Annotated in this window: 19 protein-coding genes and 1 pseudogene; 7 read left to right on the top strand and 13 right to left on the bottom strand. The window is 66.5% G+C overall.

Features of this window, described 5'->3' with window-relative positions:
* Nucleotides 1-86: 86 nt before the first annotated feature.
* The 3 genes from SD72_RS12220 to SD72_RS17450 form a co-directional block, all read right to left on the bottom strand.
* The gene (locus SD72_RS12220; protein WP_042544745.1) at nt 87-398 is read right to left on the bottom strand and encodes a metal-sensitive transcriptional regulator; all 312 of its coding nucleotides are present in this window, start codon (nt 396-398) and stop codon (nt 87-89) included.
* Between the two features lie 178 nt (nt 399-576).
* Nucleotides 577-1,995, bottom strand: coding sequence for a dihydrolipoyl dehydrogenase family protein (locus SD72_RS12215; RefSeq protein ID WP_042544744.1), 1,419 nt, complete (start codon nt 1,993-1,995; stop codon nt 577-579).
* Nucleotides 1,996-2,196: 201 nt separating this feature from the next.
* Nucleotides 2,197-2,328, bottom strand: a complete 132-nt coding sequence (locus SD72_RS17450) for a YHS domain-containing protein (protein ID WP_442914941.1) — start codon at nt 2,326-2,328, stop codon at nt 2,197-2,199.
* 13 nt (nt 2,329-2,341) lie between these two features.
* Between SD72_RS17450 and SD72_RS18010 the strand changes: the two genes are divergently transcribed.
* Nucleotides 2,342-2,506 (top strand): hypothetical protein, encoded by a 165-nt coding sequence (locus tag SD72_RS18010; protein ID WP_198141959.1) that lies wholly within the window; start codon nt 2,342-2,344, stop codon nt 2,504-2,506.
* Nucleotides 2,507-2,522: 16 nt separating this feature from the next.
* Here SD72_RS18010 and SD72_RS12205 read toward each other — a convergent pair whose 3' ends face one another.
* The 3 genes from SD72_RS12205 to SD72_RS12195 are packed head-to-tail and all read right to left on the bottom strand — an operon-like array spanning nt 2,523 to nt 5,250.
* Nucleotides 2,523-4,787 (bottom strand): heavy metal translocating P-type ATPase, encoded by a 2,265-nt coding sequence (locus SD72_RS12205; RefSeq protein ID WP_042544742.1) that lies wholly within the window; start codon nt 4,785-4,787, stop codon nt 2,523-2,525.
* 50 nt (nt 4,788-4,837) lie between these two features.
* Nucleotides 4,838-5,041 (bottom strand): hypothetical protein, encoded by a 204-nt coding sequence (locus SD72_RS18005; RefSeq protein ID WP_042544741.1) that lies wholly within the window; start codon nt 5,039-5,041, stop codon nt 4,838-4,840.
* Nucleotides 5,038-5,250, bottom strand: a complete 213-nt coding sequence (locus SD72_RS12195) for a heavy-metal-associated domain-containing protein (RefSeq protein ID WP_042544740.1) — start codon at nt 5,248-5,250, stop codon at nt 5,038-5,040. Before SD72_RS12195 ends, SD72_RS18005 begins: the two co-directional genes overlap by 4 nt.
* Before the next feature lie 269 nt (nt 5,251-5,519).
* Here SD72_RS12195 and SD72_RS12190 point away from each other — a divergent pair, with 269 nt between their 5' ends.
* Nucleotides 5,520-6,095, top strand: a complete 576-nt coding sequence (locus SD72_RS12190) for a hypothetical protein (protein ID WP_052492657.1) — start codon at nt 5,520-5,522, stop codon at nt 6,093-6,095.
* Between the two features lie 54 nt (nt 6,096-6,149).
* A complete protein-coding gene (locus SD72_RS12185) occupies nt 6,150-7,766 on the top strand; it encodes an amidohydrolase (RefSeq protein WP_042544739.1) in 1,617 nt (538 codons plus the stop codon).
* A gap of 33 nt (nt 7,767-7,799) precedes the next feature.
* Here the strand turns inward: SD72_RS12185 and SD72_RS12180 are convergent, their stop codons facing one another.
* Both SD72_RS12180 and SD72_RS12175 read right to left on the bottom strand, forming a co-directional pair.
* Nucleotides 7,800-8,447, bottom strand: a complete 648-nt coding sequence (locus SD72_RS12180; protein ID WP_042544738.1) for a response regulator transcription factor — start codon at nt 8,445-8,447, stop codon at nt 7,800-7,802.
* Nucleotides 8,428-9,726, bottom strand: coding sequence for a sensor histidine kinase (locus SD72_RS12175; protein ID WP_042544737.1), 1,299 nt, complete (start codon nt 9,724-9,726; stop codon nt 8,428-8,430). Before SD72_RS12175 ends, SD72_RS12180 begins: the two co-directional genes overlap by 20 nt.
* A 124-nt stretch (nt 9,727-9,850) precedes the next feature.
* Between SD72_RS12175 and SD72_RS12170 the strand changes: the two genes are divergently transcribed.
* The 4 genes from SD72_RS12170 to SD72_RS12155 all read left to right on the top strand — a co-directional run bounded on the left by SD72_RS12170 (nt 9,851) and on the right by SD72_RS12155 (nt 13,367).
* Nucleotides 9,851-10,687 carry an ABC transporter ATP-binding protein gene (locus tag SD72_RS12170; RefSeq protein WP_084767181.1) on the top strand — a complete coding sequence of 279 codons (837 nt, stop codon included), beginning with the start codon at nt 9,851-9,853 and terminating at the stop codon, nt 10,685-10,687.
* Nucleotides 10,684-12,033 carry a hypothetical protein gene (locus SD72_RS12165; protein ID WP_042544736.1) on the top strand — a complete coding sequence of 450 codons (1,350 nt, stop codon included), beginning with the start codon at nt 10,684-10,686 and terminating at the stop codon, nt 12,031-12,033. The genes SD72_RS12170 and SD72_RS12165 overlap by 4 nt, the downstream gene beginning before the upstream one ends.
* Nucleotides 12,034-12,105: 72 nt before the next feature.
* Nucleotides 12,106-12,876, top strand: a complete 771-nt coding sequence (locus SD72_RS12160) for a class I SAM-dependent methyltransferase (RefSeq protein WP_042544735.1) — start codon at nt 12,106-12,108, stop codon at nt 12,874-12,876.
* A gap of 38 nt (nt 12,877-12,914) precedes the next feature.
* Nucleotides 12,915-13,367, top strand: coding sequence for a YdeI/OmpD-associated family protein (locus SD72_RS12155; RefSeq protein WP_042544734.1), 453 nt, complete (start codon nt 12,915-12,917; stop codon nt 13,365-13,367).
* A gap of 77 nt (nt 13,368-13,444) precedes the next feature.
* Here the strand turns inward: SD72_RS12155 and SD72_RS18710 are convergent.
* The 5 genes and pseudogenes from SD72_RS18710 to fusA form a co-directional block, all read right to left on the bottom strand.
* A pseudogene (locus SD72_RS18710) lies at nt 13,445-14,835 on the bottom strand (MFS transporter).
* A 17-nt stretch (nt 14,836-14,852) separates the two neighbouring features.
* Nucleotides 14,853-15,926, bottom strand: a complete 1,074-nt coding sequence (locus tag SD72_RS12145; protein WP_052492655.1) for a UDP-phosphate alpha-N-acetyl-D-fucosaminephosphotransferase — start codon at nt 15,924-15,926, stop codon at nt 14,853-14,855.
* On the bottom strand, nt 15,923-17,719 hold the full coding sequence (locus SD72_RS12140; protein ID WP_042544732.1) for a polysaccharide biosynthesis protein: 1,797 nt from the start codon (nt 17,717-17,719) through the stop codon (nt 15,923-15,925). Before SD72_RS12140 ends, SD72_RS12145 begins: the two co-directional genes overlap by 4 nt.
* A 200-nt stretch (nt 17,720-17,919) precedes the next feature.
* Nucleotides 17,920-19,113, bottom strand: a complete 1,194-nt coding sequence (gene tuf, locus SD72_RS12135; protein ID WP_042544731.1) for an elongation factor Tu — start codon at nt 19,111-19,113, stop codon at nt 17,920-17,922.
* Nucleotides 19,114-19,276: 163 nt separating this feature from the next.
* Nucleotides 19,277-21,391 carry an elongation factor G gene (gene fusA, locus SD72_RS12130; RefSeq protein ID WP_042544730.1) on the bottom strand — a complete coding sequence of 705 codons (2,115 nt, stop codon included), beginning with the start codon at nt 21,389-21,391 and terminating at the stop codon, nt 19,277-19,279.
* Nucleotides 21,392-21,429: the final 38 nt, after the last annotated feature.

Below are 21,429 nucleotides of genomic sequence, written 5' to 3'. Positions count from 1 at the left end.
GTTTTCCTGCCCAAACTGACACCGACTTTTGTGCTCGTGGGGCCTGGGGCCTGGGGCCTGGGGCCCCTGGCCTGGGGCCTGGGTTATTAGGAGCGCACGAGGCGGGCGATCGCGTCGCTCGCCTCCTTGAGCTTCTCCTGCGCCTCTGGCCCCTCCGACCGGGCTGCGTCTACGACACAGTGCGAGAGATGGTCGTCGAGCAGCCCGAGCCCCACCGCCTGGAGCGCACTGGTCAGGGCACTGATCTGCGTGAGGATATCGATGCAGTACTTCTCGTCATCGACCATCCGGGAGATGCCCCGCGCCTGGCCTTCGATGCGCTTGAGACGCTGCAGGTACTTGTCCTTGTCGGTGATGTATCCGTGAGTTCCCTCGTGCGAGTCATGCGACGCGGTCATGTTGGCTCCCTACTTCACCTATAGCGGTTCATCTGTAGACCCAATCATACCCCCTGTGGGTATATTCCTCACCTGCGTTCGCTGACGGCGCTTCCCTCCAGCTGATGCATCTTCTGGGGGCTGCCCGCGCACGCCATCTCCGCAGATTCGCGCGGGCATTGCACTCACACTGCGCTCGCTAGGCTCGCCCGCTCCAGTACGTCTCCAACAGGCGGAGCCAGACCTCGCTCATCGTGGGGTAGGCGGGCACCGCGTGCCAGAGCCGCTCGAGGGGAACTTCGCCAACGATCGCGACGGTCGCCGAGTGCAGGAGTTCGGAAATGTCCTGCCCCACGAAGGTCGCTCCCACGATGACGCGGCGGTCCTCATCAATGACGAGTTTTGCCCGGCCGCTGTAGTTATCGGCGTGCAAGGCCGCCCCGGCAACGCTCCCAAGGTCAAACTCAACTGCGCTCACGTTGAGCCCTGCGTCTCGCGCTTCACTCTCGGTGTGGCCCACCGCGGCAACCTCTGGATCGCTGAAGACGACGCGCGGCACAGCGGTGTGATCCGCCGTCGCCACATGCCACCCCCACGCCCCGTCGAGAACGGCATCGTCTTTGAGACGTGCCGCGATGGCTCCTCCTGCAGCGCGCGCCTGGTACTTGCCCTGGTGCGTGAGCAGGGCCCGCCCATTCACGTCGCCGACGGCGTACAGCCACTCTGTGCCTGAAACCAGCATGGTGTCGTCGACGGGGAGCGCTGGATCTAGGCCGAGCGCCTCGAGTCCGAGCCCCTCGGTCGCGGGTTTGCGTCCCGTTGAGACCAGCATTTCCTCGGCGTGCAGCGTCGCACCGTCATCTAGCGTGACGGTGACGTTGCCATCGCTGCCCCGGTCGACTCGGACGGGCGAGACGCCAATGCGCACGTCAACGCCTTCTGCGGTGAGGGCGTCCGCAACCTGCTCCCCGACGAACGGTTCCTCCCGCCCGAGTAGCTGGCCGCGAGACAGCACCGTGATGCGCGTGCCTAGCGCGGCAAACGCGAAAGCCATCTCCGTTCCTGCGACGCCCCCTCCGAGAACAATCAGACTCTGCGGCACCTGATCCGTTGACGTGATTTCTCGCGTCCCCCAGACGTGAGCATCGGCAAGGCCTGGGATTTGCGGCACATTCGGCACGGATCCGGTGGCGAGGGCTACAGCCCGACACGTATAGGTGCGCTCGCCAACTCTGACCTGCCCCTCGCCGACGAGCGTGCCGAAACCGCGAATCAGGTCTACGCCCGCCGAAGCGAGCCACTCAGCCTGCCCCTCGTCCTTCCATTCGCTCGTGAAGGAGTCACGCCGAGCGAAGACCGCTGCACTGTCGAGCTTGCCGTCGACCGCTTCACTGGCACCGGGCACTCGGCGTGCTGCTCGGACAACATTGCCGCTGCGCAGCAGTGCTTTGGATGGCATGCACGCCCAGTAGGAGCATTCCCCTCCAACCAGTTCAGACTCCACGAGCGCTACGCGAGCCCCGTGCTTCGTGGCATAGTCCGCGACGTTTTCGCCTACCGGCCCACCTCCGATGACGATGAGGTCATAGTCGGTGGCAGTGCTTCCTGAACTGGTCATGCGTGCTCCCCCTCGGATTCACGGACGACGCCGCTTCGGCGGCAGGGAATCTCGTGCCGAGCGTCGCGCATCCGGTCGTTCCCGCGAGCCTACCGCCTCCGTATCTGTCGCACTCAGGGGGCAGGAACTGCCCCTGGAAACACAGCCGCGCCCGGCCTGTTTCCGTCAGGCCGGCGCGCGGTGCGCGTTGCGGTGTGCTGCTTACGCCATGTTGGCGGCGTACTTCGCTGGGTCGGAGTCGAAGGCCGGCCCGCACCCTGCGCAGCAGAAGTAGTAGCGCTCGCCCTCGTGGTCACGGAAGAGGCCAACGGACTCGGCGTGCGCCTTGTTCACGGGGCTTCCGACCATGACCGGGCAGGTTGTCGTTTCGGCACCTGCGCTACTCGCCATGAGGTTCTCGCGGCCGTTCGCGGCAACTGCGGGCGTCGCCGCGGAGGTGCTGCAACAGCTCGACGTTGCCTCGGGGGTTTCAGACGTGCGGGTGGTTTCCCTTCGGAGTGATATTGGTTGAATAGTGCGCGTGACCGCTAGGCCGCGACGCTCTTGAAGCCGCGCAGGCGCAGACTGTTGCCGACGACGAAGACGCTCGAGAGTGCCATCGCAGCTCCGGCTAGCATCGGGTTGAGCATGCCGAGCGCGGCGACCGGGATGGCCGCGACGTTGTAGGCGAAGGCCCAGAACAGGTTCGTCTTGATCGTCGAGAGCGTCTTGCGGGAGAGACGGATCGCGTCGACAGCGCTGCGGAGGTCGCCGCGTACGAGCGTGATGTCCGATGCTTCGATCGCGACGTCGGCACCCGTTCCCATTGCGAGACCGAGGTCGGCCTGCGCGAGCGCGGGCGCGTCGTTCACGCCGTCGCCGATCATCGCGACGACCTTGCCCTGCTGCTGAAGCCGGACGACGACGTCGACCTTGTCCTTCGGCAGCACCTCGGCGATGACCTCGTCGATTCCGACCTCCGCGGCGATGTGGCGGGCAACCGCCCCATTGTCGCCGGTGAGCAGGATCGGAGAAAGGCCGAGTGCCTTGAGCCGCTTGATCGCCTCAACGCTCGACGGCTTGACCGTGTCTGCAACGATGAGGATCCCGCGGGCCTGACCGTCCCACCCAACGGCGACGACGGTCTTCCCTTCACCCTCAGCGCGGGCCTTCGTTGCGGCGAGCGCGGGGCTCAGCTGGAGCGACCACTCGGCGAGCAGTGACTCACGGCCGACGAGGACTGCGTGGCCGTCGACGACGCCCTGCACGCCCTTACCCTCGAGGTTCGCGAAGCCCTCAACCTCTGGCAGCGTCCCGACCTCCTGCGTGGCACCCTTTGCGATCGCCTGGGCGATCGGGTGCTCTGAGGCGTCTTCTAGTGCGCCGGCGAAGCGGATGAGGTCGGCACGGTCGGTTCCGGGCTCGGTCACCACGTCGACAAGGGTCATCTTGCCCGTGGTCACCGTACCGGTCTTGTCGAGCACGACGGTATCGACCTTGCGGGTGGACTCGAGAACTTCTGGTCCCTTGATGAGCACGCCCATTTGCGCGCCGCGGCCCGTACCAACGAGCAGCGCGGTCGGGGTCGCGAGCCCCAGGGCGCACGGGCACGCGATGACAAGCACGGCGACCGCAGCGGTGAATGCCGCGGAGACGGGGAAGCCTGCCCCGAGCCAGCCGCCGAGCGTGATGGCAGCGACCATGATCACGATCGGCACGAAGATGCCCGAGATCCGGTCTGCGAGGCGCTGCACCTCGGCCTTGCCTGTCTGGGCGTCCTCGACGAGCTTCGCCATCTGGGCGAGCTGGGTGTCGGAGCCGATCCGGCTGGCGCGCACGACAAGGCGGCCGCCGACGTTCGTGGTCGCGCCGGTGACGGTGTCGCCCTCGGCGACCTCGACCGGAACGGCCTCGCCCGTAAGCATTGAGGCGTCGACAGCTGACGTTCCCGAGACAACGACGCCGTCGGTTGCGATCTTCTCGCCCGGGCGGACGATGAACTCGTCGCCGACCCGGAGATCCTCAACCGGGATCTTCGTTTCGACGCCGCCGCGCAGCACCGCTACCTCTTTCGCGCCGAGCTCAAGCAGGGCGCGCAGCGCGGCACCTGCCTGCTTCTTCGAGCGCTTCTCGAAGTACCGACCGGCGAGGATGAACATCGTGACGCCAGCACCCACCTCGAGGTAGATGTTCGCTGCACCGTCTGACGGCGCGAGCGTGAATTCGAAGGGGTGCGTCATGCCTGGCACGCCGGCCGTTCCGAGGAACAGGGCGTAGAGCGACCAGAGGAACGCCGCCGAGGTGCCCATCGAGATGAGCGTGTCCATGGTTGCGGCGCCGTGTTTGAGGTTCGTCCACGCAGCCTTGTGGAACGGCCACGCCGCCCACACGATCACGGGGGCCGCGAGCGCGAGTGATGCCCACTGCCAGTAGGTGAACTGGAGGGCAGGGATCATGGCCATCGCGATGACAGGGACGGTCAGGATGACCGAGCCGATCAGGCGGTGGCGGAGCGACACAAGCTCTGCGTCCTCTTCGGTATTCTCCCCGTCGGAGCTCGCTTTCTTTGAGCCCTTCGGCTCGGGCAGCACCGCGGAGTAACCGGTCTTTTCAACCTCGGCGATGAGCAGCGAGGGATCGTAGCCCTCCGGCACCGTCACTTTCGCTTTCTCGGTTGCGTAGTTGACGGTTGCGACCACACCGTCGAGCTTGTTCAGCTTCTTCTCGATGCGGTTTGCACACGAGGCGCACGTCATGCCGCCAATTTCTAGCTCGACACCGGTGTTCGTACTCGGGAGCGCAGATGTGCTCATGCCTTCATTCCTTTTCTTTGCCAAACTCTTCAGGCGCGGTGACCATGCGGTCAGTGAGCGTCGTCTGCCGGCTCCTGCTTCTCGTCGACTGATGCGGGCGTTTCGTGACCCGTTGCCGCTGCGTCGTCACTGCCAGCAGCGATCCACTCAGCTACGAAGCTCTCGGGGACAACGACGCCGGCGATGCCGAACGCTGCACCGAAGGCGGCGATGAGCCCGACCCCGTAGAGCGTGAGGCGTACTCCGGCGTTCATGCGGATCGCACCGCCGAGTAACCTGCCTCGGTGACGGCCGCGAGCACCTGTGCGTCGTCGATCGAGTCGTCTCCGGTCACCACGAGCTTGCCGGTCTGGGCGCTCACCTGAATATCGGCGATGCCATCGATTTCACTGATTTCTTCGCGGATCGACATCTCGCAGTGTGAGCACGTCATCCCGGTTACCTGATATTCGGTCGTAGCCATGTCGCTTCCCTTCCACAGTGAATACCCCCTACGGGTACTGCAATACGGCAAGCGTATACCCCCTAGGGGTACATTGCAAGGCCTGTGACACTTCTGGCCGGAACGACTTGGACGTCACACCACGGGCCGCCTCAGCGCCGCGCACACATGGATACTGAACGCGACCTCACGGTAACGCTGACACATTCAGCGCGTTCTGAGGGCACGGCCCAGTATCATGGTCGCGGATGAGCATCCGGCCCAATGGCGGGCACAGCGAAGGAGGAATAGTGCAGATTCGTTCACTCGAGCCGAAGCGCCTGCGCGAGGCGGCGAAAGTTCTCGCCGAGGCATTCACCGATGAGCCAGTCATCGCACAAATGCTTCCGCTCGGCACCATGCACCGCCAGCGGAAAATCGCAGACTACTTCGTGTGGAGCATGCGCCTAAGCGGCCTCGACACGGTCGACGTTGCCGTCGACCCCGACACCGACAAGATCGTCGGCGTCGCGCGCTGGAAGCGCCCCGGTCGCGTCTCTCGGTGGTACACCGGCCTACCCGCAACGCCTGGAGTGCTCCGCGGCGTTGGTCGGCGGGGGCTCCGGGCGCTCGACGCATACGAAGCAGCTGGCGAGGGGAAGCACCCCGCCGAGCCACACTGGCACCTCGTCGACATTGGCACCTGCCTGGCGGCCAGAGGCCACGGCGTTGGAACAGCCTCATCGAACACCGCTTGGCTTCAATCGACGCAGCGGGTTGCATTGCCTCACTCGAAGCAACGTCCCCCCGCAACGCTCGGCTGTACGAAAGGCTCGGCTTCGCTCACCAGCACGAACTCGACGGCGCAGCGTCTGGCGTGTGCGTGATGTGGCGACAGCCACACGCGCGAGCCGGCCAGATTGCGGCGTGATCGAGCGAGCATGACGAACACCTTGAAGAACAGCTTTGCCCTCATCGGCGCCCACCTCATCACCAATTCCGAGCAACACACTGGCGCGACCGCGCTGCTTGTCGAGCACGGCCGCATCACGGCCATCAGCACGGACACCGAGATCGCGGCGCTCGCATCGGCCGCGGGGCTCCCCGTGCGCGATGCCGGCGGCAGCACCGTCACGCCCGGCCTGTTTGACTCCCACACGCACCCGCACTGGGCGGTCGAAGTGACTCGCGGTGTGGATCTCGGCGGGCTCAGCACTGTCTCCGAGCTGCAGCGGGCAGTCGCCGAATACGCGGCAACGCTCCCACAGGACGCTTGGGTGCTCGGCTGGAACCTCGAGTTTGAGCCGTTCGAGCGCTCTGGCGTACACGGCAGCCTGTTCGACAGCGCCGCCGGAGGCAGGCCCTTCGCTGCAATGTTCTACGATCTGCACTCCGGCCTCGCAAACGCCGCAGCCCTCGCCGCAGCGGGCGTCACCTCACCGCCGACGTTCGACGACCCCTCCGAGGTGGTCACTGACGAGGCTGGCGAGATGACCGGAGAACTGCGCGAACCCTCCGCCTACAAGCTCGTCTTCGACGCTGTCCCTCCCCGCTCGCACGACGCAGAGCGCGACGCGTTGCGCGACATGTTCAGAACCCTCGCTGCCGTTGGGCTCACGGGTGGCGCGATCATGGACGGCAAGCCGCACACGGTGGACCTCGTCGAAGAGCTGGAGCAGCGCGGCGAGCTCGATCATCGGCTCGTGATCCACCACTGGCACGCAGTGAGTGACGACGACGGGGCGGTCGCGCGGGTGATCGCGGCAAAAGATCGCCGCGGCCAGCTTTGGGAGTCCGACGGCATCAAGCTGTTCAGCGACGGCGTCATCGACACGGGCACCGCCTGGCTCCACGAGGCCGACTCATGCGGGGACGGCAGGAATGCGTTCTGGCCAGACTGGAACCGGTTCCGCGAGGTGGTTCGCGCGTACCATGACGCAGGTATGGTGATCGCGACGCACGCCGTCGGCGACTTCGCTGTGAACCGCGTGCTCGACACCTACGCTGAGCTTCCCACCCACGAGGGCGCGCGGCAGCACTCGATCGAGCACCTTGAGGTGCTCGCCGATGAGGATCTTGAGAAGCTCAGTGGATCCGGCGTCACCGCTTCGATGCAGCCGCTCCACATGCAGTGGCGCGAGGGCGACAACAGCGATAACTGGGCGCAGCGACTCGGAGAGCGCGCGGCAACCGGGTATCGGGTGCGCGACGTGCTCGACACCGGCACCCGCGTCACGCTCGGCTCGGACTGGCCCGTCGCGCACTACGACCCGCGCATCGGCATGGCCTGGGCGCGAGGCCGCAGCACGCCTGGCGTCTCGGGTGCTCCGGTATTCGAGCCGGAGCAGCGACTCACGGGCGAAGAGGCGCTCCTCGCCTACACGCTGTGGCCGGCCGAGGCCAGGGGCATCGCTGATCGCGGCTTCCTCGCGCCTGGCGCGGTCGCCGATCTCACGATTTGGGCCGGGAACCCTGTGACGGCCACCCCGGACGAGCTGGCGTCGCTCGGCGTCGCGGCGACGGTCGTCGACGGTCGCTTCGTGCACGATCGGCTCTAGCCGCGCACACGCTGACACACCCTTCGGCCCACGCTATCGCGTCTGCAGGTACGTGAGGATCGCGCGCACGCGTCGGTTCTCCTCCGACGGCTGCAGCCCGAGCCTCGCGAAGATCTTGCCTATGTGTTTGCGCACGGCGGCGTCGCTGATGAAGAGCTTCGCGCCGATCTCACCGTTAGACGCCCCCTCGGCCATGAGCTCGAGCACCTCGCGCTCGCGCCCGCTGAGCTCGTCGAGGGGCCCTGGCCTGCCCTGCCGCAGTAGGTGCTGCGTGACCTCTGGGTCGATCACGGTGCCGCCAGCGGCGACAGTCTCGATCGCCTGGCTGAAGTCCGCCACGCGGTTCACCCGTTCCTTCAGCAGGTACCCCACGGCGCCGTCGGACAGGGTGAGCAGGTCGCGGGCGTAGCGATCCGCGACGTACTGCGACAGCGCGAGGATCGGCTGCCCGGGAGCCAGCGCGCGAATCTCGAGTGCCGCCCGCAGCCCGTCGTCCGTGCGGGTCGGCGGCATCCTGACGTCGGTCACGACGAGATCGGGCGCGGCATCGAGCGCGCGGTACCTGGCGACGAGCTCGGTCGCATCGGCGGCCGACGCGACGATCTCGTGCCCCATGCGCTCGAGCAGCGCCTGCAGGGCCTCCCTGAGGAGCGCCGCGTCGTCAGCGAGCAGAATGCGCACGGTGCTCCTCCCCCGTCATCGCGACCCGTGGATCCGCTCCCGCGCGCTGCATCGGCAACTCGAGCAGCAGCACCGTCGGCCCTCCCGCCGGGCTGTCGACCGTGAGCCTGCCGCCGAGGGCGTCCGCCCGCTCGCTCAGGCCGCGCAGGCCGCTGCCGCGCGCGAGGTCGACGCCACCGTGGCCGCGGTCGCGCGCGACCACCGTCGCGTTCCGCTCGTCGGCCCCCAGCACGATCTCAAGGCGCGAGGCTGCCGTGTGCTTCGCGGCGTTCGTCACGGCCTCCGCGACGAAAAAGTAGGCGGCCGCCTCCGCCGCCGGGCTCAGCCGCGGAAACCCCCGGTCCTCGATGAGCAGCGGCATCGCGCTGCGTCCGGCAAGGTCCTCGAGCGCCGCCGCGAGCCCGCGATCCGAGAGCACGGCCGGGTGGATCCCCCGCACCGTCTCCCGCAGCGCCTGCAGGGCGCGCTCGGTCTGCGTTTGCGCCGCGGCGAGCGCCGCCCCACTTGCCTCCCTGTCGCCGCCGGCGAGCTCAAGCTCGAGGAGCCCGAGGCGCGCGGCAATTGCGACAAGTTCCTGCTGCACGCCGTCGTGGAGGTCGCGCTCGATCCGCCTGCGCTCGTGCTCGTGCGCGTCGACGATCGCGGCCCGCGAGCGCGTGAGCCCGGCGACCCGCTCGTCGATCTCGGCGGTGCGGGGCGCGATCAGCCAGCGGATGCAGCGCCCGTGCAGCGCGGCAAGCAGCGCGTTCACGTACGCAGCTACTGGGAGCGCTGCGAGCCCGACGAGCACAGGCCGCCACCAGTCGTCAGGCCCGAGCACGACGCGGGCGTCGCTGAACAGGTTGATGTCGATCTCACCGCGGCTCGCCATGAGAGGGAGCGCGACGATGATGAGGGCGAGGAACAGCCCCTCGAAGAACAGGACAGTGAGCGACACCGCCCCCAGCAGAAGGTTGGCGAGGAGCGACAGCGTCTCGCGCCACGTCGCGGGCTCAGTGAGCCGGATGTTCAGCCAGTTCCGGCGCTCAGCGCGCGGCACCTGCACGTGTCCACTCGGCACCCGTTGGCCGCCGAGGAGGCGGAGCCTGCGGCGATCCACCGCGGCGAGCAGGATCCCCCACAGCGGGAGTAACAGCAGCGTCGGAACGATGAGGGCGACCAGCAGCACGGCGATGAGCGCGCTCGAGAGCGCGAACATCAGCGCCGCCCACGGCCAGCGCGAGGCGAGGAAGCGCCACGGCGGCAGCATGAGCCCCTCCCAGATCGTTCGTGCCCGCATACGCCAAGCGTACGCGTCGCCGCACCGGGATCGCGGCTGCGGCCGCAAAAGGTAGCCCCAGGTCTACCCGTGCTCTCGCGCGCTGGCCACTGCGCTGCCGCTGCCGCCGCGGTGTACTGAGGGAATGAACCTGCACACCACTCCCCCGCACCAGGCGGCAGGCCCGCCCGCTGCGCCGCCGCTGCCTCACCCTCAGCCGGCAGCGCAAGCGCCGCAGCAGCAACACCAGCAACCGCTCGTGCCGCCCCTCCTCCACGCGACGGGCGTCACCAAGAGCTACCCCGTCGATCGCGGCACGACGGTACCCGTGCTCCGCGGCATCGACGTGCGGCTTGAGCCGGGCGAGATGCTGAGCATCGTTGGCCCCTCCGGATCCGGAAAGTCGACGTTGCTCTACTGCCTCGCGGGGCTTGAGGCCGCCGATGGCGGCGAGATCTCCCTCGCTGGCGCGCGGCTCGCTGGCCTGCCTGCTGCGCGGCTCGCACGGTTGCGGCGAGACACCCTCGGCTTCGTCTTCCAGAGCTACAACCTCATCCCGTCGCTCCCCGTGCGCGAGAACGTTGCGCTGCCGGCGCGGCTCGCGAAACGACGCCTGCCCGATGTTGCTGGCGCCCTCGCACAGGTCGGGCTCGCCGCGCACGCCCACAAGCGGCCGGGGTCGCTGTCGGGCGGCGAGCAGCAGCGCGTCGCGATCGCGCGCGTGCTCGCAGCCGGCCCGCAGCTCGTGTTCGCCGACGAGCCGACCGGCGCGCTCGATAGCGTGACTGGCGGCCAGGTGCTCGACCTGCTCCGCGGCTACGCGAGTGGATCGCGCAGCGTCGTGCTCGTCACGCACGACCTTGCCGCGGCGGCTCGCGCCGACCGCACGATCGTGCTGCGCGACGGCGCGGTCGTTGCCGAGTTGCGCGGCGCATCTGGCGGCGAGATTCTCGCGGCGTTTGAGGGTGGGGTGCGCGCGTGACGCGGCTCGTGTTCGCGGAGCTCAGGGCGGGGTGGGCCTCCTGGGTTGGAGTGGTGTTCGTCGCCGCCGTCGCGAGCCTCGCTTGCGGCGTCGCCATCAGTCTGCTCGAGACGGGGATCCACGCGGGTCCGAAGTACTTGGAGGGCTTCTCCGGCGGAACCGGCGCGATCCTCATGTTCAGCGCACCGGCGGCGATCGCCGTGACGGCGGCGATCACGCGGCTCGCTGTGGATCTCAGCCTGCCGGGCTACGCGCGCTGGCAGCTCGCGGGCGTCGGGCCGGTGCAGACGGCGGGCGTCGTGCTCGCGCAGCTGTTCGTTGCGGGGCTCGTCGGCGGGGCGCTCGGCTTTGGGGCGACGACGCTCGTCGCCGGCCCCGTGATCCACTCGGCGTTTGCCGATGGCTCGGGCGAGTACGCGGCGATCCCGGTTGTGACGGGCCCGCTCACCGCGGGCGTCGCGATCCCGGCGACCGTCGTGCTCGTCCTGCTCGGGGGTCTCCGCGCCGCGCGGGCCGCAGGCCGCACGCCAGCTCTCGCCGCACTCCGTGAGCCCGAGGCGCGCGCGAAGCGGATGCGGTGGTGGCGCTGGCTGCTGCTCGCCGCAGCCGTGGCGGGTGCCGCGTGGTTCTTCTCCGCCGTGTTCCAGGCGCGCACCACCACCGAGCTCCTCATGACCGCCCCGCTCACGCCCGTGATCCTCGCCGTGGTCGTGGTGCTGGCCGGCCCGGTGGTCTACCCGTTCGTGCTGCGCGCGTGGACCGGGCTTGTGCCCGCGCGCGCATCGACCTCGTGGCACCTCGCGCGGCACCAGGCGAGGTATCACCTCGGCCGATCCACAGCGTCGATCACGCCGCTGTTCGTCGGCGCCTCGCTCCTCGGCGGCCTATTCACGATGTCGGCGACGTTCGACGCCTCGCTGCGGGCTGCGGGAGAGCGCGGCGTGACGCTCGGGATCGCGCAGGTTGCCCTCATGATCGGCGGGCCCGTGCTGCTCGCGGCCGTCGGCGCTGCCGTCGTGATCTTCATGAGCAACCGCACCCAGGGCTCCGAGCAGGCGCTGCTGCGGGCGAGCGGAGCCGCCCGCGGCGTCGTGCTCGCGACGGCGGTGTGGCAGGCCGTGATCCACGTGGTGACGGCGGCGCTGCTCGCGGCCGCCGTGCTCGTCGCGACCGCGCTTATCGACGGCGCGGCGCTCGCCAGGCTCGGGCCGGGAATTCCCGTCGTCGCGCCGGGGTTCGCGCTTGCGCTCGTCGGGGTCGGGCTGGCGCTCACGCTCGCCGCGACCGTGCTGCCTGTGCTCGCGCGCTCGCGAGATCCGCTCGTCGCCGGGCTCGCAGCGGTGTAGCCCGGCGACGAGCGAGTGAGCCGGGCTTCGCGGAGGGCGGGGCGGGCCGGATCGAATTGCTAGCCTGGGGCTATGACTGATGCTTCACTGGTGAACCGCTACCGGAGCCTCGCGGCCCGCGTCTACGCAGCAGACAAGCCCATCGGCCGCTCGTTCGGCGACGTCGAGCTGTACGCCGCGCTGCTCCGCGGCACCGAGGGCCCGGTCTTCGAGCCCGCAGCTGGCAACGGCCGCGTGCTCGTACCGCTCGCAGAGGCGGGGCTCGAGATGATCGGCACGGACCCCTCGGAGGACATGCTGGATCGCTGCCGCGCGGCGTGCGAGGCGCGCGGGCTGCGAGCCGAGCTCTCGGTCGGCACGTTTGACTCGATCGATCAGGCCGGCGAGTACGCGGCGATCATCATCCCTGCCGGTTCGATCCAACTCGTGCTCGACCCGGCGGCGACGCGCGCGATCGCCGAGGGGTTCTTGCGGGCGCTGCGCCCAGGTGGACGCTTCATCCTCGACCTCGACTCGCTGCACGCGCTCGCCGAGACCGACCCGTGGGCGCGCTCCTGGCAGGACGGGGAAGATCTCCTCACGCTCTCAGCTGTCAGCGAGTCCGTCGATGTCTCGGCGCAGACGACGGTGTCACAGCTACGCTACGAGCGCTGGCACGGCGGCGCGCTCGCCGAGACGGAACTCGAGCAGTTCGCGCTCAGGCTCTGGGGCGTGAACGAGATGCGGCTGCTGCTCGAGGCGGTCGGTTTCGCCGAGGTGCGGGTGCACGCGGACTACACCCGCGACGCTGCTGCAACCTCCGCCACCCGGGTCGTCACGCTCGAGGCGTTCAAGCGCGCCTGACCACGCATGTCAGCTCGGCCGGGTGCATACTTGAGCACATGAGCCTGTCAGTGACCACCGTGCTCGATCCCTACGGCCCCGCCACCGCGATCGTGCTCACCGAAGCGCAGGTCGCCGAGCTCGGCGCCGGCAAGCGCGCACCCGTCGTCGTGACGGTCGGGGGCCGCAGCGCGCGGCTTCGTCTCGCGAGCATGGGCGGCGACTTCGTGATCGGTATTTCGAAGGCGAACCGCGCGGCGCTGGGTGTGGAGATCGGCGATGAGATCACCGCGACCATCGAAGTGGATCTCGCTGAGCGTACGGTCGCTGTGCCACCCGAGCTGACTGTCGCACTCGCCGAGGCGCCTCGCGCCCAAGAGGCATTCGAGGCGCTCCCCTACACGCAGCGTAAGGAGCACGCAGCGGCCGTTGCTGGCGCGAAGCGGCCCGATACGCGCGAGCGGCGGATCGCGAAGATCGTCTCGGAACTCGCTTCGGACGGCACCGAGTAGCCCGCGTCAGCGGCTAAAACTCCCCAGGGTTCGTGGGCAGGCTTCAGCGCGCGTTGAGCGGGGCGTCTCGTCGTGCGCTAGCCCTCGTCGAGCGTCTTGCCCCGGTATTCAACGAGCCCCCACGCGGCTACGGCTGCGACGATGAAGAACACCGCGAACACGGCGAAGGTGAGCCCCGCGCCACCCGCGACGAGCATCACCGGCACGAGCAGCGGCGCGATGATCGACGCGATCCGCCCGAAGCCGGCAGCCCAACCGGTTCCGGTGCCGCGGAGCGACGTCGGGTAGATCTCGGGGGTGACGGCGTAGAGCGCACCCCACGCGCCGAGGTTGAAGAATGAGAGGGCCATGCCCGCCGCGAGGATCGTTCCCTCTGTCGTGGCGGTTCCGAACGCCACAGCAGACGCCGCAGAGCCGACGAGGAACACAGACAGCGTGAGCCTTCGCCCCCACTTCTCGATGAGCCAGGCCGCGACCGCGTAACCCGGGAGCTGCGCGAGGGTGATGAGCAGCGTGAACCCGAAGGAGCGCACGAGACCGAATCCGGCGTCGACGAGGATGCTCGGGATCCAGATGAACGCACCGTAGTAGGCGAAGTTCACGCAGAACCACACCGCCCAGATCGCGGCGGTGCGCGTACGGTACTCCGGCGCCCAGATCGCGGCGAGGCGGTTGCGCGCGGGTTGCGGAGCAACCGGGGCGACGGCGGCCGCGTCAGCTGGCACCACGGCAGCGGGAACCACGGCAGCGGCGGCTGGGGCTGGGGCTGGGCTGCTAGCGCCGGCGACGCCTCAAACCCGGCTACGATCTGCTCCGCTTCGCTGGCGCGCCCGCGTGAGGCAAGCCAGCGCGGTGACTCGGGAAGCCCGAGCCGCACGACGAGCGCGTAAATTGCCGGCACGGCGCCAAGCGCGAATGCCCAGCGCCATCCGTTCTCTGACGCCGGAACGACGTAGTAGCCGATGATCGCGGCCGCGGTCCAGCCAACCGCCCAGAATGCCTCGAGGATCACGATGATGCGGCCGCGAATGCGCGCCGGGGCGAACTCGGAGACATAGGTTGAGGCGACAGGAAGTTCGGCACCGAGTCCAAGTCCGACAATAAAGCGGAAGATGAGCAGCAGCCCGAGGCCGCCAACGAGCGCACTCGCTCCCGTCGCGAGGCCGTACACGAGCAGGGTGATCGCGAACACCTGCCTGCGGCCGATACGGTCGGCAAGCAGCCCGCCGAGGCTTGCCCCAATAGCCATGCCGAGGAACCCGACAGACGCGATGAGGCCGCCCTCGCCCTTCGTGAGCCCCCAGTGCTGGGTGAGGGCGGCAATGATGAAGGAGATGAGGCCGACGTCCATCGCGTCAAGTGCCCACCCGAGGCCCGAGCCTGAGAGCACCCGGAGGTGCTTTCGCGTAAACGGGAGCGCGTCGAGGCGCTCGGGGATCGTCCGGCTGGTTTCACTCACAGGCATCATCCTATGAGGCTGCTGGGTTAGTCGGCGAACTTTCCTGCGAGCAGCCGAGGCATGAGTTGGTAGGCGACTACGAGTGCGAGTCCCAGTGCGAGGAGCAGCAGCCACCACACTGGCGCGACGAAGAACGACACAAGGCCGAGGATCGACGCCGCAAGCGTGAAGCCTGCGTTGATCGCCGAGGCAGCTACGTGCGACATACCGAGCTGCTGGAGGCGCTGGTATGCGTGCTCCTTGTGCGGCTCGTCCCACTTGTATCCCTTGCGCATGCGCTTCACGAGCGTCGTCCCGACGTCGCCGAAGTAGATCACCATCGGGCCGATCGTTGCGAGGATCGGCACCCCAGCGACGAACGCGGCGAAGCTCGTGATTGCGACTGCCCCGCCGAGCAGGTAGCTGCCGACGTCGCCGAGGAATGCGCCAGGCTTAGAGAGGTTCCATGGCAGGAAGCCGCCGAAGCCAGCGGCCAGCACGAGTCCCGCCAGGAGCAGCCACGTGAGACCACTGAGAGCGCCAGCGGCCGCGAACGCGAGGCCAGCGATGAGGCCGTGGAATCCGCTAATGCCGTTCAGGCCATCCATGAAGTTGGCGACGTTGATATAGCTCGACACGAACAGCACACCGTACACGCCGAGCACGACAACGAACCAGAGCGGGAGCCCGGCAACGTCGAGTCCCGCGTTCGATGGGAGATCTGAGGTGCTCGCGAGCCAGAGCAGCGCAATGCTCGTCGAGACGGCGATGAGCAGCAGGATCGCGCTGCGCACGGGAACACTGATGCCGCGCAGGTCCTCGCTGAAGCCGAGCAGGCCGGCGCAGAGCGATCCGAGCGTCACGACGAGCAAGAACTTCCAGGCCGCCTCATCGGGCGCGGCTGCGGCGGCAAAGGCCGTCGTTCCTCCCCCGACGAGCGCCATCGAGATCAGCACAGACAACCCGAGGCCCCTGAGGATCGGGCGCTCGTGCGAGGAACGCTCGTTGGGCACATCCATGACCCCGAGCTTGACGAGCAGCGGGCGCACCGCAAGCGGCAGCGCGAGGCTCAGCGCGAGCGTCGCAACGAACACCAGCGGTGCGAGCATGGCGGCGCTCATTGCACGCGCCCCTCAGCCTCGCGGGTGAGGTCGAGTCTGGCGACCCAGCCGTCGTGGTCGAGGATGTCCGGGCTAATCACTCCGATGTGGGCGTGGGAGATCTTCGGGTGGAACGGGCGCTCGTTGCCCTCGCCATCCCCGGTGAGGACCTCGTGCAGTTTCTCGCCGTGACGGAGGCCTGTGAACACAATCTCAATGTCCTTGCCGGACTGCGCGATGAGCCGCTTCGCCACATCGAGGATCCGCACCGGCTCCCCCATGTCGAGGATGAGGACCTCGCCCGGCCGGCCAATGCCGCCTGCCTGAATAACAAGCTGCGACGCCTCGGGAATCGTCATGAAAAAACGCGTTGCGTCTGGGTGGGTGACGGTAATCGGCCCGCCCTTTTCAATGAGGTTTCGGAAGGTGGGGAGCATCGAGCCACGGCTACCAATGACGTTGCCAAAGCGCACAGACAGGTAGCGCCCACCCGTCTGTTCCGCCATCCAGCCCGTGAGCTTCTCTGCCACCCGCTTCGAGTGGCCAAGCACACTCGTCGGGTTGGCTGCTTTGTCGGTGGAAACGTTCACGAACGTGCCAACGTTCACCTCACGCGCAGCGTTCAGGACGTTCAGCGTGCCAAGCACGTTCGTCTTCCACGCCTCGTCTGGGTACTGCTCGAGCATCGGAAGGTGTTTGAGGGCAGCGGCATGAAACACGACCTCGGGTTTGCGCTCGACGAAGAGTTCCCGGAGCGACTCAGAGTCGCGGATGTCTGCGAGCACAACGTCCCTGGTATCGAGGAGGCCATGGCCCGCAATGGAGATCTGCACCTCTTGCAAAGCAGTCTCATCGCGGTCGAGCATGATGAGCTCGCTTGGCGCGAAGTTCACCAGCTGCCGGCACAGTTCGGAGCCGATCGAACCGCCAGCTCCCGTGACCAGCACGCGCTTGCCCTGGAGATAGTCAGCAATGGAATCCGTACTCAGGCGGACGGGGTGACGGCCAATGATGTCCTCGATCGAGAGCTCGCGCACATTTGAGATGGCAGCAGAGTTGTCGAGCAGCTGGTTGAGCGGCGGGAGCACCATGACGTTCAACCCGAGCTTATCCGCGTCGCCGTCGAGCCTGCGAAGCATGCCAGCGTCCGCGTCGCCGATGCAGACGAGGATCGCCGTCGCCCCGGTAGAACGCACCGCGGATTCCAAGTCATGGATGCCGCCGAGCACCTTCACTCCGCGGACCTCCTGGTTGCTCTTCGCCGGATCGTCGTCGAGGAAGCCGACGGGGAGGTACTCGGACTTCGCATCAGTGAGCAGCCGCTTGGCGGTCTGTACCCCGAGGTAACCCGATCCGTACAGCAAGACCCGCTGTGCCTTTGCCGGCTTGAGGCTGCGTTCCGAGAGCACCCGGAGGATGTAACGGACGACGCCCATGAGCGAGAACGTGATGGGTGCGGCAATCACGAGCGTTGATCGCGGGATGCCGTTGCCGTAGCCGACAAGAAAGGCGAACACCCACGTCACAGCGGTCACCGCTGTCACGCTGAATACGAGCGCACGGACCTCGTCGAAGCTGCCGATTTGATACCTGCTGCGGTACAGCCAGAAGACCCACCCGAAGAGCAGTTGCATGGCGGCGGCGACGCCAATAACAGCGAGCGTCCATCCCCAATGGATCCGCGGGAACGCGAAATCGAAGCGCAGCACGAGGGCGATAATGATGCCAACAGCCCACGCCATGACATCGAACAGGTACAAGCCACCGTAGGTCTCGACGAAGTGTGCAAATCTGCCACTCGCAGGCTTCCGCACGCGCCCTCCTCTGATCGTTTGGGTACATGCCCCACGTTGCCCGGCGTGATCCGAACGTTATGAATATCCTCAATGCTAGCGGCTGCAGCCCGGCCAGCCGACCGCGCACGCCCCAAACGCAAAGAACCCCGGGGGTTTCCCCCCGGGGTTCTTTGTGTAGCCAAAGACTACGAAGCAGTCAGAGACTGCACGGCTGCGACTTAGGAAAGAACCTTGGTCACGGTGCCGGCGCCAACGGTGCGGCCACCCTCACGGATAGCGAAGCCGAGGCCCTCTTCCATAGCGATGGGCTGGATCAGCTCAACGACCATGTCGGTGGTGTCGCCGGGCATAACCATCGGCTTGTCCTCGGGCAGCGTGATAACACCGGTCACGTCAGTCGTACGGAAGTAGAACTGCGGGCGGTAGTTAGTCTCGAACGGGTTGTGGCGGCCGCCCTCTTCCTTCTTCAGGATGTAGGCAGTGCCCTCGAAGTTCGTGTGCGGGGTGATCGAGCCGGGAGCAACGATAACCTGGCCACGCTCAACGTCTTCGCGCTTGGTGCCGCGAAGCAGGAGGCCACAGTTCTCGCCAGCCCATGCCTCGTCGAGCTGCTTGTGGAACATCTCGATACCGGTAACGGTGGTCTTCTGCGTCGGACGCAGACCAACGATCTCGATTTCCGAGTTGATCTTCAGCGTGCCACGCTCGGCGCGACCCGTAACAACGGTGCCACGACCGGTGATCGTGAAGACGTCCTCAACAGGCATGAGGAACGGCTTGTCACGGTCACGTACGGGGTCCGGAACGCTGTTGTCGACAGCTTCCATGAGCTCGAGGATGGAGTTAACCCACTTCTCTTCGCCCTGGAGTGCCTGGTAGCCCGAAACGCGGACGACGGGGACGTCGTCTCCGGGGTAACCCTGCTTGGAGAGCTCCTCACGGACCTCCATCTCGACGAGCTCGAGGATTTCCTCGTCGTCGACCTGGTCGCACTTGTTGAGCGCAACGAGGAGGTAAGGAACGCCGACCTGCTTCGCAAGGAGGATGTGCTCCTTGGTCTGAGCCATCATGCCGTCAGTAGCAGCAACCACGAGGATCGCGCCGTCCATCTGAGCAGCACCGGTGATCATGTTCTTGATGTAGTCAGCGTGGCCTGGTGCATCAACGTGAGCGTAGTGACGCTTCGGGGTCTCGTACTCAACGTGCGAGATGTTGATGGTAATGCCGCGCTGGCGCTCCTCGGGAGCGGAATCGATCGTTGCGAAATCGCGCTGAACGTTCGTGTCCGACGGGAACTTGTCGGCGAGCGTCTTCGAGATTGCTGCGGTAAGGGTGGTCTTACCGTGGTCAACGTGACCGATCGTTCCGATGTTTACGTGCGGCTTGGTCCGCTCGAACTTGGCCTTCGCCACTATGGTCCTCCTCAGGACAGTCATGTGCCGCATCCCTCTTGACGGTTTCGAGAGGGTACGAGCACAGGGTGTGTACTTAATATTACAAGCTCTGGCCTATATGCGCGACCTGAGCCGGGTGATCTGTGGCGGGACGGGTCCCGCCACAGATCAAGGGACGGTGTTACTCGCCCTTAGCCTTCTGAACGATCTCATCGGCCACGGCCTTCGGCACCTCAGCATAGGAGTCGAAGGTCATCGAGAACACTGCGCGACCGCTGGTCTTCGACCGCAGGTCACCAATGTACCCGAACATCTCTGAAAGCGGTACCAGGGCGCGGATAACCTTCACGCCACTCGCATCTTCCATCGACTGGATCTGTCCACGACGGGAGTTGATGTCGCCAATAACGTCGCCCATGTACTCCTCGGGCGTGCGAACCTCAACGGCCATCATGGGCTCGAGCAGCACAGGCTGAGCCTGGCGTGCGGCCTCCTTGAAGGCCATCGAGCCGGCAATCTTGAACGCCATTTCAGACGAGTCAACATCGTGGTACTGGCCGTCGAGGAGCTGCGCCTTGACGCCAACAACGGGGAACCCTGCGAGAATGCCGTACTGCATTGCATCCTGGATACCAGCGTCGACCGACGGGATGTACTCGCGAGGAACGCGACCACCGGTCACCTTGTCCTCGAAGACGTAGATCTTGTCAGCTTCAACCTCAAGCGGCGCGATCGAGATCTGCACCTTGGCGAACTGACCGGATCCACCGGTCTGCTTCTTGTGGGTGTAGTCGTACTTCGGGACGGTCTTGCGGATCGTCTCGCGGTACGCAACCTGGGGCTTGCCCACGTTTGCCTCAACCTTGAACTCGCGCTTCATGCGGTCGACAAGGATGTCGAGGTGGAGCTCGCCCATACCAGCAATAACGGTCTGGCCGGTCTCAGCGTTGAGGCTCACGCGGAACGTGGGATCCTCTTCTGCGAGCTTCTGGATCGCGGTGCTGAGCTTCTCCTGGTCACCCTTGGTCTTCGGCTCGATCGCAACCTCGATGACGGGCTCGGGGAAGGTCATCGACTCAAGTACAACCTGGTTGTTCGGGTCCGAGAGGGTGTCACCGGTGGTGGTGTCCTTCAGGCCGATAACCGCGTAGATGTTGCCGGCCATGAGGTCGTCAACCGGGTTCTCCTTGTTGGCGTGCATCTGGAAGATCTTTCCGATGCGCTCCTTCTTGCCCTTGGTCGAGTTCACTACCTGCGCGCCCGAGTCGATGCGACCCGAGTACACGCGGATGTAGGTGAGGCGACCGAAGAACGGGTGCACAGCAACCTTGAACGCGAGTGCCGAGAACGGCGCGTCAGCCTGCGGGAGGCGCTCGATGACGATCGACTCGTCGCGCGGGTCGTGTGCCTCGATGGCGCCAACGTCGAGCGGGTTAGGCAGGAAGTCAACAACAGCGTCGAGCATCGGCTGGATGCCGCGGTTCTTGAACGCCGAGCCACAGTAGACCGGGTAGATCTCGTTAGCTACGACGAGCTTGCGGATACCGGCCTTGATCTCGTCAATGCTGATCTCTTCGCCAGCGAAGAACTTCTCGAGGAGCGCGTCGTCGGTCTCGGCGACGGTCTCGACGAGCTTCTCGCGGTACTCCTTCGCCTTCTCGACGAGATCCGCGGGGATCTCCTGCGTCTCGTAGTTAGCGCCGAGGGTAACGTCACCCTTCGAGTCGCCCTCCCATACGAATGCCTTCATCGAGAGCAGATCGACAACGCCGATGAACTCCGACTCAGCACCGATGGGGAGCTGCATAACGAGCGGCTTCGCGCCGAGGCGGTTGACGATGGTGTCTACGGTGAAGTAGAAGTCAGCGCCCATCTTGTCCATCTTGTTGACGAAGCAGATGCGCGGAACGCCATACTTGTCAGCCTGACGCCAAACGGTCTCCGACTGGGGCTCAACGCCCTCCTTGCCGTCGAACACTGCGACAGCGCCGTCGAGAACGCGGAGCGAACGCTCCACCTCGACGGTGAAGTCAACGTGGCCGGGGGTGTCAATGATGTTGACCTGGTTGTTGTTCCAGAAGCAAGTCACGGCGGCAGACGTGATCGTGATGCCGCGCTCCTTTTCCTGCTCCATCCAGTCAGTCGTTGCGCCACCGTCGTGCGTTTCGCCCAGCTTGTGGTTGACACCCGTGTAAAACAGGATGCGCTCGGTGGTGGTGGTCTTGCCGGCATCGATGTGGGCCATGATGCCGATGTTGCGGACCTTGCTCAGGTCGGTGAGCACGTCTTGTGCCACGGGGGTCTCCTCCGGGGTGGGGATTTAAGAGTGTGTGT

It is taken from the genome of Leucobacter komagatae, from assembly GCF_000834055.1.
Lineage (GTDB): Bacteria > Actinomycetota > Actinomycetes > Actinomycetales > Microbacteriaceae > Leucobacter > Leucobacter komagatae_A.
The sequence above is the reverse complement of the archived record's forward strand: the minus strand, read 5'-3'. Positions and strand labels throughout refer to the sequence as shown.